This is a genomic window from Flavobacterium ranwuense (genome assembly GCF_004349315.1).
Lineage (GTDB): Bacteria > Bacteroidota > Bacteroidia > Flavobacteriales > Flavobacteriaceae > Flavobacterium > Flavobacterium ranwuense.
In genome coordinates, this window is sequence record NZ_SMLH01000001.1 from 584,505 (window position 1) to 597,578 (window position 13,074).

Genomic DNA, 13,074 nt, shown 5'->3' on the forward strand with positions numbered 1-13,074 from the left:
ATTTCTAAAGGTCTTTTTTTATAAAAATGCTATTTCTAAAAACCGTAGTTTACGCCTAAACCAAATACTTCTCTTACTTGAACGGCTTGTACAGAATTGTCATCATAAATTGCCTGTACCGCTACGTTTGCTGACAAGTATTTATTTATTTTAAGGAGTACATTCATTTGATAATCCACATCAATATTCTGTGGATTCTCTAAATAATTAGAATATAAATTCAGTCTGTTTTCAATAGATACATTTGTCATTATATTGAATTTGTAATATCCCTGAATACTGGCGCCAAATTCAAATCTGGAATTATCTCCTTGCAAGACTCCAAAAGAAGGGCCAAATTGAGTAAAATGATCGTCAACTAAAATTAATTTTGCTGTAGCCGGAGAAAAGTTAACGCTAAGATTATTGCTTTTTTTCCACCACATACCAGGTCCAAATTGAAAATAAGAAGGTGAAAAGAAATGAGAAATTCTGACTTCATTTTTGTCAAAACCAGAATCCATTTGTGTTTTTAAATTGAAAAAAATAGAATAATACCAATCTCCTTTAGCTTTCTTGCCCCAAAGGGAATTAAGTTCTAAACGATCATCCGTCTTTGCGGTTTTTTCGTCTCCTTTTATTTTGCTTAAACCATAACCTAGAATGAATTTATTATCCCAAACGACATCTCCTTTTTTATAATTGAAGTCGTAATTCAAACCAAAATTACCGGCAACGTTTGAAGTTCCACCACCCAGCCATTGTTTATTGTAAGCCGATTGATTAAAAAGCAAAGAGATGTTTCCTTTTTTGGTCCAAAATTTTGTAGAGTCTTTTGGAGTTTCTTGCGCATGTATAGAAATTATCGCAAAAAGTAATACTAAAGAAAACGCTATTTTTTTCATGACTTTATATTTTAAATTCTACCATTAAAGTATAAATAAATGCAATGTATTAGTCCTTTTTAGGCGCTTTGTACAATGGAACGGCAGAGCAAGCTTCGCCATACATAATACTTCGTGCAAAAGGTTGCAAGTAATGCGCTGCTAATACATAAGCCCGCATCGGAACCGGTTTTCTCGAGCACCCTTTTATAATAACAGGCTTGTTTTTATATGCCGAATAATCAATTTTAGGCAGTAATTCTTCATAAAGTGAAGCGTCTAAATCTTCCAAAGTTCCATTAATGATTTTCTTTGCAAATGGCGCTAATTGAATCGCAACCAAAATCGAAGCCCAGGCCGGAACAATAGCATCAGTGCTGCAATGAATAGCAACATATTGATCCTGGTATTGTGACCAATCATGATTTTTTAGCTCTTCTCTAAAGTCTTTTTCTTTTAATAAAAATCCTTCCAGAAGCCATTGCGAAATATCTATTTGCGTACGAATCCCTCTTGGATAATAATCTTCGAGATCGAAAACTTCCAAAACACTATTCGCAACTTTATTTATTATTTCTTCCATAATTATGTCTTAAAGTCGAATGTCGAAAGTCATAAGGTCAGTGTTTTAAGACTTTATGACTTTCAACTTTATGACTAAATTTTAAAGCATTCCCAATTCTAATTTTGCTTCTTCGCTCATTAAATCTTTACTCCAAGGCGGATCAAAAGTAATTTCTACTTCAGCATCTTTTACATTATCTATCGATTTTACCTTTTCTTCTACTTCTCTTGGTAAACTTTCTGCAACTGGGCAGTTTGGGGATGTAAGTGTCATCAGGATTTTTACTTCGTAATCCGTATTGACCATCACGTCATAAATCAATCCTAATTCGTAAATATCTACAGGAATCTCCGGATCGTAAATAGTCTTTAATATTTTTACGATTGATTCTCCTAACTCGGCAGTGTCTATAATTGTTTCTTCCATTTTATTTAGTTTTGCGTGTTGAATGCCAAAGCATACATTTTTATATTTTTTATCATCGATACTAATCCATTGGCACGAGTTGGTGATAAATGTTCTTTTAAGCCTATTTTGTCAATAAAATCCATGTCGGCTTCCAGAATATCTTTGGCGCTTTGATTTGAAAAAGTGCGGATTAATATAGCAATGATTCCTTTTGTCAAAATGGCATCACTATCGGCAGTGAAAACAATTTTGTCATCTTTTTTTTCTCCTTGCAACCACACTTTCGATTGACAGCCTTTGATCAGATTGTTTTCTGTTTTGAATTCTTCTTTGATTAAAGGAAGATTTTTTCCTAATTCGATGATGTATTCATAACGCTCCATCCAGTCGTCAAACATAGAAAACTCATCAACGATTTCTTCTTGTATGTCTTTAATTTTCATTATTCTTTTTTAGCAAATGAATTTATTTTATTTACAAATTTCTTAATTTCTTTTGGTGGAAAACCATGGTCAAAACTAGTAGTTTCATAGGGTTTGTCTTTATAAGTAATTTTCAAATGGGCTATCGCCGCACCGTCATGAAAACGTTTTTCGGTAGGCGCTTTAAGTTTGGACAAATTATCCAATTCCATAGTTTTAAAACAGTCTACCAGTTCTTTCCAGTCGGCATCCGATATTTTTGTCGGTACCGGTTTGTCATTTCCATCTCTATCTTTTGAAACAGTAACCATCTGATTCTTCACTGTTATTTTTTGATAAAAACCTCTGGTGTTGGCTTCATATTCAATTACAGCGTTGCTGATTTCTTGCGCTTTGGCGCTATTACAACCATTGCCTAGAAAAATGGTCAGGAACAATAAAGACAATGTTTTCATGGGTTTATATTTTAGGATAACATTAATTTTGCTTTTTTTATAGCCTCAACCATAACGTCAATTTCTTCTTTGGTATTATAAAAAGCAAATGATGCTCGTATCGTTCCCGGAATACAAAAGAAATTCATGATTGGTTGCGCGCAATGATGGCCCGTTCTTACGGCTATTCCTAATTTGTCAATTATCGTACCAATATCATAGGGATGAATTCCTTCAATATTAAACGAAATTACGGAAGTTTTTGCTGCGGATGTACCAAAAATCTTCAGACCTTCAATTTCCAGTAAGCGTTGCGTACCATACTCCAGTAATTCTTTTTCTTGTTGTTGAATGTTTTCAAAACCAACTCCATTCATATAATCAACTGCAGTTCCCAAAACAATTCCACCGGCGATATTTGGGGTTCCAGCTTCAAATTTATGGGGCAAATCAGCATAAGTTGTTTTCTCGAAAGTCACTTCCTTAATCATTTCGCCCCCACCTTGATAGGGCGGTAGTTTATTCAACCACGCTTCTTTTCCATATAAAATTCCGGTTCCTGTTGGGCCGCACATTTTATGTCCTGAAAAAGCATAAAAATCACAATCCAATTCCTGAACATCTGGTTTCAGATGTGGAACGGCTTGCGCTCCGTCGATTAAAATCGCCGCTCCAACTTCATGTGCTTTGTCAATCATGTATTTAATCGGATTGACAGTTCCAAGAGCATTCGAAATATGGTTTACGGTAACAATCTTAGTTTTATCCGAAAGCAATTTGTCGTATTCAGACATAATCAATTCACCATCGGCATTCATCGGAATGACCTTCAGTGTCGCTCCGGTTTTCTCGCATAACATTTGCCAAGGCACAATATTGCTGTGGTGTTCCAATGCTGAAACTAAAACTTCATCCCCCGGTTTTAAAAGAGAGGCAAATCCATTGGTCACTAGATTAATTCCGTGTGTTGTTCCCGAAGTAAAAAGTACTTCGTGAGCGAATTTTGCATTGATATGATTTTGAATTTTACCACGGGAAGCTTCATAAGCGTCGGTTGCTAGCTGACTCAACGTATGAACGCCACGATGAATATTGGCATTAATTTCCTGATAATATTTTGAAATCGCATCAATCACAACTTGTGGTTTTTGCGAAGTAGCTCCATTGTCGAAATAAACCAATGGTTTTCCGTTTACTTTTTGGGAAAGGATTGGGAAATCGGCTCTAATTTTATTTATGTCTAACATTTACCTGCTTGTTTTTATTGCTTTTTATTGGTCAGATGTAACGCCAATAATGACAATCTTTTAAAATAATCAAAATTCTAATTTGCGTTTCTTTATTTAGAATTTTTCTAAATACAAAAGTAATAAAAACTAAATTGTTTTAGCCATCAATTCACCAATTTACTTCTGTTAATTTCGGTGTTTCATTACAATAGAATTCTTGAATTTGTGACTAAAAAATAATTATATTGCATTGTTTTACAATTAGCTACTATGAAATGAGCATGCCGAAAACGTGATGCAAAAATTGATTAAGATATGCGAAACGAAGTTCAATGACACACAAAAAACAATATCAACGGTCATTAATTCCATATTCCGATAAAAAATAAATATTAACTTCGTATGAAAAATCTCTTTAAGTTTGTTGGTTTTGCGTCTTTTATCGGAATCTTTTATTTTGGATTCACGACCTATCCAAAACTGGATTTAATATCCGGCTTTTCAGCCAAAAGTATCGCTTCGGGATATTTTATTGATAATCGTTCACAGGAAATGATCGAGAAAAGCGACAATGATATTGACATGATTGATTTGGCCAAAAATAAAATAGAAGAAACAGCAAAGTTTGCCGTTGCTTCAGTTTATGGTTTGAAGGAACGAAAAGCAATTTACCGCGAAGGTTTGGGAGCCACTTTGATCAACGATGATTTTGATGTTACAAAACCGTATTTGGTTCCGAAAAGAACAAAATTGAACAGCAATTTGCCTTTTCCGTATGGGAATAACGAATCCAAAGACACCGTTTTTGCAAATGTTGATTATACTAAATTGAATGCGGCTGTCGCCAATGCTTTTGATGCGAAAGGTGACTCGAGCCTAAAAGGCGAACAGGCGAAGCAAATCAAAAAAAGAACGCGTTCGATTTTAGTGATTTATAAAGACAAAATCATTGCCGAAAAGTACGATACCGGTTTTGATAAAAACAGTAAACTATTAGGGTGGTCCATGACTAAAAGTATTACTAGCACCATCTTTGGAATTTTGGAGAGACAAAGAAAATTTGATATAGAGGATCCTGCTCCAATTCCAGAATGGGCGAATGACAAACGCAAAATAATCACTACCAACGATTTATTGCATATGAATTCCGGTTTAGAATGGGTAGAAAATTACAATACCATTTCTGATGCTACCAAAATGCTGTTTCAGGCCGAAGATATGACTCGGGTACAACTAGAGAAACCGGCGGAGTATAAACCCAATATGCGGTGGAATTATTCTTCGGGAACTACTAATTTACTCTCTGGGATTTTGCGGAAGCAGTTCAAAACGCATCAGGAGTATTTAGATTTTTGGTATTCTGCTTTGATTGATAAAATTGGAATGAATTCTATGGTAATCGAAACGGATATGGCGGGGAATTACGTAGGTTCATCGTACGGTTGGGCTACAACACGCGATTGGTCAAAATTTGGTTTGTTGTATTTGCACAAAGGCAATTGGAACGGCGAACAAATTTTTAACGAAAGTTGGGAGAAATATACTGCAAATCCTACAAATAAGTCAGACAGAAGATACGGTGCACATTTTTGGCTCAATGCCGGCGGACACTTTCCCGATGTTCCAAGAGACATGTATTATTGCAGCGGTTTTCAAGGACAAATGGTGGCGATTATTCCGTCATTGGATTTAGTTATTGTAAGAATGGGTTTGAAAGAAGAATCTGAATTTGATTTTAATGGAATGTTGAGTGGGATTATTGGGAGTTTGAAGAAGTAATGGTATTAAAAAACCCTTTCAGAGTTTTAAACTCTGAAAGGGTTGCTATGAAACTTTTTAGTAATGACTTACAAATCAAATCCCAATTTCACGCCTAATTTATTAGCGATAATAGTGGTAATTCGTTTTTTAAGTTCCGGTATTTTGATGTTTTCGATAACGGCATTCGAGAACGCATACATCAATAACGCTTTGGCTTCTTTTTTAGGAATTCCGCGTTGTTGCATGTAGAACATTGCCGTTTCGTCCAATTGTCCAACAGTACAACCGTGAGAACATTTTACGTCATCGGCAAAAATTTCCAATTGTGGTTTTGCATTTATTGTCGCTTTGTCGCTCAATAAAATGTTGTTGCTTTTTTGGAACGCATTCGTTTTTTGAGCGTCTTTCTCCACATACACTTTTCCGTTGAAAACTCCTGTAGAGCGATCAGCATAGATTCCTTTATAATCTTGGAAACTTTCGCAATTTGGAGCCGAATGTTTTACCAAAGTATAATGATCTACGTGTTGCTTTTCGCCAATAATCGTGATTCCGTTTAAGGTACTTGTCAATCGTTCCCCAAAGTGATAGAAATTCAAGTTGTTTCTCGTTAAGTTTCCTCCAAAAGAGAAGGTGTGAACAGAGACGTGACTTTCTTTTTGTTGAGAAACGTAGGTATTATCGATTAGATTCGCTTCAAGCGTATCGTTTTGAATTTTGTAATAATCAACAATCGCGCGTTTTTGAGCAAAAATCTCGGTAACGGAATTCGTTAACACTGGATTTTCGTTTAAACTTTGATGACGTTCAATAATTTGAACATGAGAATTCTCCCCAACAATCACCAAATTTCTTGGTTGAACCATAAGTGCCACTTCATTTCCTGTTGAGAAATACATAATCTCAATAGGCTTATCAGCCACTTTGCTTTTTGGAATGTTGATATATGCTCCTTCGTTAGCAAAAGCCGTATTCAGTGAAGTCAAGCTTTCGTCTTTGCTGGCAATTTGATTAAAATACGTATCAATAATCATTTTGTATTTTGGTTTGGTCAATGCCGATGACATCAAGCAAACATCAATTCCTTCGTGTGTTGTTGACGATAAATGCGAACTGAAAACGCCATCAATAAACACGACTTTATAGGTGTCTATTTCGTGTAAAAAGTATTTTTTTACGTGGTTGAATTCAACTGCATTTTCTTCCTTTGGAAAAACGGTAAAGTCATTTTTTAGGATGGCGTTTAGCGAAGTGTATTTCCAAGCTTCATCTTTTTTGGTTGGAAAACCTTTATCTTCAAAGTTTTTTATGGCGGCAGTTCTCACATCATGAAGTTCGGAGTGAACATCAATACGCTCTTCGAAAGCCATAAAAGACGATAGTAATTTTTCTTTCAATTCCATTTTTGGTAGTTATAAGTTATGAGTTATAAGTTATGAGTTTTGCAAACTGCAAACTGTAACTGCAAACTAATTTTACGCTTCTTGTTCTTGTTTAATCCAGTCGTACCCTTTTTCTTCCAGTTCGTGCGCTAGTTCTTTCCCACCGGATTTTACAATTTTTCCGTTGTATAGTACGTGAACAAAATCAGGAACGATATAATCCAGTAATCTTTGGTAGTGCGTAATCACTACGATTGCATTTTTGTCGCTTTTTAGTTTGTTAACACCATTTGCAACGATACGCAAGGCATCAATATCAAGTCCAGAATCGGTTTCATCAAGAATAGCCAATTTTGGTTCTAACATTGCCATTTGGAAAATTTCGTTACGTTTTTTCTCTCCACCAGAAAAACCTTCGTTTAGAGAACGAGACAAAAATTTTCTGTCAATTTCTAATAATTCTGATTTTTCACGAATCACTTTTAGCATATCTTTAGCCGGCATTTCTTCCAGACCGTTTGCTTTGCGTGTTTCGTTAATGGCTGTTCTCATGAAGTTCGTTACCGAAACTCCTGGAATTTCCACCGGATATTGGAACGATAAAAACACTCCTTTATGTGCTCTTTCTTCTGGCGCCAATTCAGAAAGGTCTTCTCCGTCTAAAGAGATTTCACCTTCGGTTACTTCATAGTTTTCGTTTCCTGCAATGATGGAAGCAAGGGTACTTTTTCCGGCACCGTTTGGTCCCATTATCGCGTGAATTTCTCCCGCTTTCACCTCAAGGTTAATCCCTTTTAATATTTCTTTATCCCCAATTGAGGCGTGTAAATTTTTTATACTTAACATTTGTTTCTTTAATTTTAAAAGGATTTAAATTCTCTTTTATTCTAAAATACTATTGATGCGTTCTTGGTCTTTTATTGTTTGATAGGATAAATGCTTTTCTCCTAAATATTTTATTCCTAAATATTCCGCTGATAATCGAAAGGGTAAATAAAAATCATACTCTAATTGATCTTCATCAGAATTTGAAATTACAAACATATTTTTACCTCTTAATTTTCGACCTAATTCTTTTTCGATTCTGATTAAATCAGAAAAACGGTCAAAAAACACTTTCATTATTCCGCTCATCGCATACCAGTAAACGGGTGTTGCAAAAACTAGCGTGTCATATTTTTCAATGATAGAAGTTATTAAAGGCAAAAAATCATCGGCTCTATTTTCACTTTCATAATCATAATAGGAAATAGAATAATCTCTTAAATCGATAACATCAGCATTTATTTGGTTGGAAATTTTATCAACTATTTTTGAAGTATTTCCATTGTTTCTGGAAGAACCGACAATAATAACTTTCGTGTTTCCCATATTCAAATTATCCAACACTTCCCTCAAGAGAAATTTCTAATAATTTTTGTGCTTCTACTGCGAATTCCATTGGTAATTTATTCAATACATCTTTGCTGAAACCGTTTACGATTAAAGCGATGGCTTTTTCGGTTGGAATTCCACGTTGGTTGCAATAGAAAACTTGGTCTTCGCCAATTTTACTTGTCGTAGCCTCATGTTCTATTTTTGCCGATGGATTTTTACTTTCGATATAAGGGAAAGTGTGTGCGCCACAATTGTTTCCCATTAATAACGAGTCACATTGTGAAAAGTTTCTGGCGTTATCCGCTCTAGCGCTAATTTGCACCAAACCACGGTAACTGTTTTGTGATCTTCCTGCAGAAATTCCTTTAGAGATAATGGTCGATTTAGAGTTTTTTCCTAAATGGATCATTTTGGTTCCTGTATCGGCTTGTTGGAAATTATTGGTAACAGCAATCGAATAAAATTCACCTGTTGAATTATCTCCTTTTAAAATAACGGAAGGATATTTCCAAGTTATCGCTGAACCTGTTTCAACTTGAGTCCAAGAAATTTTTGCATTTTTCTCGCAGATACCTCTTTTGGTCACAAAATTGAAAACCCCACCTTTTCCTTCTTTGTTTCCAGGATACCAGTTTTGTACGGTTGAATATTTGATTTCAGCATCGTCCAATGCAATTAATTCCACTACTGCAGCGTGCAATTGGTTTTCATCACGACTTGGAGCAGTACATCCTTCTAAGTAAGAAACATAACTACCTTCGTCAGCAACTAATAATGTTCTCTCGAACTGTCCTGTTCCGGCTTGATTGATTCTGAAATAAGTCGAAAGTTCCATAGGGCAACGAACGCCTTTTGGAATATAACAGAAAGACCCATCAGAGAAAACTGCCGAATTCAGCGCCGCATAAAAGTTATCTTTTTGTGGTACAACCGTTCCTAAATATTTACGGACTAATTCCGGATGTTCTTTGATGGCTTCAGAAATACTCATAAAAATGATTCCTTTTTCACCTAATGTTTTCTTGAATGTAGTCGCTACTGAAACCGAATCGACTACGATATCCATAGCTACATTATTCATCATTTTTTGCTCATCGACAGAGATGCCCAACTTTTTATACATTTCTAAAAGTTCAGGGTCTACATCGTCCAATGTTTTATTAGGATCTACCGCTTTTGGGGCTGAATAATAGGAAATGGCCTGAAAATCAGGTTTGATATAATGCACATTTGCCCATTCTGGCTCTGTCATTTGCTCCCAAGCACGAAAAGCCTCAAGACGCCAATCAGTCATCCATTGAGGTTCTCCTTTTTTATGGGATATGGCACGAACTATATCTTCATTTAAACCAATAGGAAACGTTTCTGATTCTAATTCGGTATAAAATCCGTATTCGTATTCTTTATTTTCGAGTTCGATTTTTAAGTCGTCTTCTGTGTATTTTGACATAATTTTATTTTTTAAAACCATTAAGAAATTAAGGTTTATTAAGGTTTAATTACCTTAATTTCTTAATGGTTTAAATCTTTTTTAATTTGGTTATAGAGAAAATGATTCTCCACAACCACAAGTTCTATTGGCATTTGGGTTATTGAAAACAAACCCTTTGCCATTAATTCCTCCTGAAAATTCTAATATTGTTCCGGCTAAGTACAGAAAAGATTTCTTTTCTACAGCAATAGTAATATCGTTGTCTACAAAAATTTTATCGTCTTCGTTTTTTGTTTTATCAAATTTTAAATCATAAGACAATCCAGAACATCCGCCGCTTTTTACACCAACTCTTACGTAGTCGATTGCAGCATCAAAACCATCATCTTTCATTAAATCGATGATTTTTTTTCTTGCAGTGTCAGAAACTTTTATCATAGCTTATATTGATTTTGTCTAAATTAAGCACAAAGATAGTGTATAAAAAGCTTTTTCCATAATTGATGTGATTTTTATAACCAATGCAAAAATAGAAAAAACCTATTTGAAACGGGTAAAAGCGTTTGAATTCCTTAACTTTGGTTCCTCTCAAAAAAAATAAAAAAACATGAAATTATATCCTATAGAAACAGGCAATTTTAAATTGGATGGTGGCGCAATGTTTGGCGTGGTGCCAAAAACCATTTGGAACAAAACCAATCCAGCCGATTCAACTAATTTAATAGATATTGCGGCACGTTGTTTATTGATTGAAGATGATAATAAATTGATTTTGATAGACACCGGGATGGGAAACAAACAATCAGAGAAATTTTTTGGTTATTATTCACTTTGGGGAACACATTCGATCGATAAATCGTTGGCCAAATACGGTTTTCATCGTGATGATGTCACTGATGTTTTTATGACGCATTTGCATTTTGACCATTGTGGCGGAAGCGTGCAATGGAACGCAGAAAAAACCGGTTACGAACCAGCGTTTAAAAACGCAAAATTCTGGAGTAATGAAAATCATTGGGAATGGGCAACCAAACCAAATCCCAGAGAAAAAGCGTCCTTTCTATCGGAGAATATTTTGCCGATGCAGGAAAGTGGGCAGTTGAATTTTATCCAAAGACCAGAAGGGGATTTTTTAGAAAAATCGGAACTGGGTTTTGGCATCTTCTTTGCTGATGGACATACCGAAAAGCAAATGATTCCACACATTCAATATAAGGATAAGACAATCGTTTTTTGTGCTGATTTATTGGCAACAGCCGGACATATTCCTATTCCTTATGTGATGGGCTATGATACCAGGCCGTTATTGACCATGCCAGAAAAAGAAAAATTCATGAATGCGGCAGCTGATAATAATTATTATTTGTTCTTGGAACACGATGCACATAATGAAATAATAACCGTACAAAAAACCGAGAAGGGTGTTCGATTAAAAGAAAGATTTACCTGTAACGAAATCTTAACATAGTGTTAATCATAACTCCTTTTGTAACAAAAAAAATTATTTTAGACCAATATTTTAAAATTAACAAAAAACATTTTAGATGAATACCATTAAACCTATTTACATTTCTGCTTTTGCAATCTTAGCATTAGTAGGGTGTGGTGCTTCAAAACAAGTTTCAACTACTTCGGGACTAGTTGCTATTAGCGCACCTTTGAACATTACAAAAAAGGCACCGATTGCTGAAAATGACTTGAAACGTTGGAGCCATTTAGATATTGTAACCGATACCATTCCTGGAATGAGTGTTGACAAAGCGTATGCTGAATTATTGAAAGGTAAAAAAGGCGTGCCAGTTATTGTTGGAATTGTAGATTCTGGTGTGGATATCGAACACGAGGATTTAAAATCAGTGCTTTGGACCAATACAAAAGAAATTGCCGGAAACGGAATAGACGATGACAAAAACGGGTATATCGATGATATTCACGGTTGGAATTTTCTTGGAGATAGTACCAAAGAGAATCTAGAATACGAAAGAATCATTAAAAACAAAAGCTTAGTTGATGAAGTAACCTATCAAGCTGCAAAAGCATTGAATGACAAAAAAGTTGCTGATGCAGCTGCAGGAAAAACACGTTCAGAGCAAATGTTGGGGACTTTAAACGAAGGAGATGCTGCTTTAGTAAAATATTTTGGCAAACCAGTGTACACAATTGAAGAAGTTAATGCAATCGTTTCGCAAGAACCGGCAACACAAAAGAGCAAAGCGGCAATGCAACAAATGCTTTCTTATGGATTGCCAATAGCGGATTTAAAAGTTGCTGTTCAAAAACAATTAGACGATCAGATTGCGCTTATAAACGGAGATAATCTGAAAACGGATTACCGTAAAGTGGTAGGTGATAATCCAAATGATATTACTGATACTAAATACGGAAATAACAATGTAATGGGACCAGATAAGAACGAAATTCTTCATGGAACTCACGTTGCCGGAATTGTTGCTCAAAGCAGAAACAATGTATTAGGTGGTGATGGTGTTGCTAATAATGTTCAAATTCTTACTGTTCGTGCGGTGCCAGACGGGGATGAATACGATAAAGATATTGCATTAGGAATTCGTTATGCGGTGGATAATGGTGCCAAAGTAATCAACGGAAGTTTTGGAAAAAGCTTTTCTCCACATAAACAATGGGTTTATGATGCCATAAAATATGCTGAGAAAAAGGATGTATTGATCGTTCACGCAGCGGGTAATGATGCAAAAGATATTGATTATGCAGAAAATTTCCCTAACGATTCTGAAGATAAAGTAACGGAGTTTGCTGATAATTTAATCACAATTGGTGCTTTGAATTTTGAGTACGGAAATAAAGTTGTAGCTCGTTTTTCTAATATTGGGAAGATTAATGTTGACGTTTTTGCTCCTGGAGTAAAAATCTATGCTACAACTCCAAATAATACATACAAGTACTTACAAGGAACTTCAATGGCTGCGCCAAATGCTGCCGGAGTTGCTGCATTAATTCGTTCGTACTATCCAAAATTATCTGCTAAACAGGTAAAACATATTTTGATGGATTCAGGAGTTGCAATTGCAACGGATGTTATTGTAGGTGGAAAAGCAAATGACACGCGTTCTTTTACTGCTCTGTCTCAATCAGGAAAAATAGTAAATGCGTATAACGCTTTACTGATGGCAGAGAAAATGTCTAAATAATATTTAAGAATTCATTACATGGAAGGGCAATTTG

14 protein-coding genes are annotated in these 13,074 nt (G+C 35.3%); 3 read left to right on the top strand and 11 right to left on the bottom strand.

Annotated elements, in window-relative coordinates; all coding sequences use genetic code 11:
- Nucleotides 1-35: 35 nt before the first annotated feature.
- The 6 genes from E0I61_RS02530 to E0I61_RS02555 all read right to left on the bottom strand — a co-directional run bounded on the left by E0I61_RS02530 (nucleotide 36) and on the right by E0I61_RS02555 (nucleotide 3,939).
- On the bottom strand, nucleotides 36-884 hold the full coding sequence (locus E0I61_RS02530) for a DUF3078 domain-containing protein (RefSeq protein ID WP_132069201.1): 849 nt from the start codon (nucleotides 882-884) through the stop codon (nucleotides 36-38).
- A gap of 49 nt (nucleotides 885-933) precedes the next feature.
- Nucleotides 934-1,446 (bottom strand): DUF2480 family protein, encoded by a 513-nt coding sequence (locus tag E0I61_RS02535; protein ID WP_132069203.1) that lies wholly within the window; start codon nucleotides 1,444-1,446, stop codon nucleotides 934-936.
- 81 nt (nucleotides 1,447-1,527) lie between these two features.
- On the bottom strand, nucleotides 1,528-1,854 hold the full coding sequence (locus E0I61_RS02540) for an SUF system Fe-S cluster assembly protein (protein ID WP_131990678.1): 327 nt from the start codon (nucleotides 1,852-1,854) through the stop codon (nucleotides 1,528-1,530).
- Nucleotides 1,855-1,859: 5 nt separating this feature from the next.
- Nucleotides 1,860-2,279 (bottom strand): SufE family protein, encoded by a 420-nt coding sequence (locus E0I61_RS02545; protein ID WP_131990676.1) that lies wholly within the window; start codon nucleotides 2,277-2,279, stop codon nucleotides 1,860-1,862.
- On the bottom strand, nucleotides 2,279-2,713 hold the full coding sequence (locus tag E0I61_RS02550; protein WP_132069205.1) for a hypothetical protein: 435 nt from the start codon (nucleotides 2,711-2,713) through the stop codon (nucleotides 2,279-2,281). The genes E0I61_RS02545 and E0I61_RS02550 overlap by 1 nt, the downstream gene beginning before the upstream one ends.
- Before the next feature lie 11 nt (nucleotides 2,714-2,724).
- On the bottom strand, nucleotides 2,725-3,939 hold the full coding sequence (locus tag E0I61_RS02555) for an aminotransferase class V-fold PLP-dependent enzyme (RefSeq protein WP_132069207.1): 1,215 nt from the start codon (nucleotides 3,937-3,939) through the stop codon (nucleotides 2,725-2,727).
- A 384-nt stretch (nucleotides 3,940-4,323) separates the two neighbouring features.
- On the opposite strand from E0I61_RS02555, the gene E0I61_RS02560 reads away from it, so the two are divergent.
- A complete protein-coding gene (locus tag E0I61_RS02560; RefSeq protein WP_132069209.1) occupies nucleotides 4,324-5,700 on the top strand; it encodes a serine hydrolase domain-containing protein in 1,377 nt (458 codons plus the stop codon).
- 68 nt (nucleotides 5,701-5,768) lie between these two features.
- Here E0I61_RS02560 and sufD read toward each other — a convergent pair whose 3' ends face one another.
- The 5 genes from sufD to E0I61_RS02585 form a co-directional block, all read right to left on the bottom strand.
- On the bottom strand, nucleotides 5,769-7,085 hold the full coding sequence (gene sufD / locus E0I61_RS02565; RefSeq protein WP_131990668.1) for a Fe-S cluster assembly protein SufD: 1,317 nt from the start codon (nucleotides 7,083-7,085) through the stop codon (nucleotides 5,769-5,771).
- 72 nt (nucleotides 7,086-7,157) lie between these two features.
- Nucleotides 7,158-7,910, bottom strand: a complete 753-nt coding sequence (sufC, locus tag E0I61_RS02570) for a Fe-S cluster assembly ATPase SufC (protein ID WP_091166388.1) — start codon at nucleotides 7,908-7,910, stop codon at nucleotides 7,158-7,160.
- A 36-nt stretch (nucleotides 7,911-7,946) separates the two neighbouring features.
- Nucleotides 7,947-8,435 carry a flavodoxin family protein gene (locus E0I61_RS02575; protein WP_132069211.1) on the bottom strand — a complete coding sequence of 163 codons (489 nt, stop codon included), beginning with the start codon at nucleotides 8,433-8,435 and terminating at the stop codon, nucleotides 7,947-7,949.
- Nucleotides 8,436-8,442: 7 nt separating this feature from the next.
- The gene (gene sufB, locus E0I61_RS02580) at nucleotides 8,443-9,891 is read right to left on the bottom strand and encodes a Fe-S cluster assembly protein SufB (protein ID WP_132069213.1); all 1,449 of its coding nucleotides are present in this window, start codon (nucleotides 9,889-9,891) and stop codon (nucleotides 8,443-8,445) included.
- A gap of 90 nt (nucleotides 9,892-9,981) precedes the next feature.
- Entirely contained in the window at nucleotides 9,982-10,311 is a 330-nt protein-coding gene (locus E0I61_RS02585) for a HesB/IscA family protein (protein ID WP_114753489.1), read from the bottom strand.
- A gap of 169 nt (nucleotides 10,312-10,480) precedes the next feature.
- Here E0I61_RS02585 and E0I61_RS02590 point away from each other — a divergent pair, with 169 nt between their 5' ends.
- Nucleotides 10,481-11,341: an MBL fold metallo-hydrolase gene (locus E0I61_RS02590; protein WP_132069215.1), complete on the top strand. Its 861-nt coding sequence runs from the start codon at nucleotides 10,481-10,483 to the stop codon at nucleotides 11,339-11,341.
- A gap of 76 nt (nucleotides 11,342-11,417) precedes the next feature.
- The gene (locus E0I61_RS02595; protein WP_131990660.1) at nucleotides 11,418-13,040 is read left to right on the top strand and encodes a S8 family peptidase; all 1,623 of its coding nucleotides are present in this window, start codon (nucleotides 11,418-11,420) and stop codon (nucleotides 13,038-13,040) included.
- Nucleotides 13,041-13,074 lie beyond the last annotated feature (34 nt).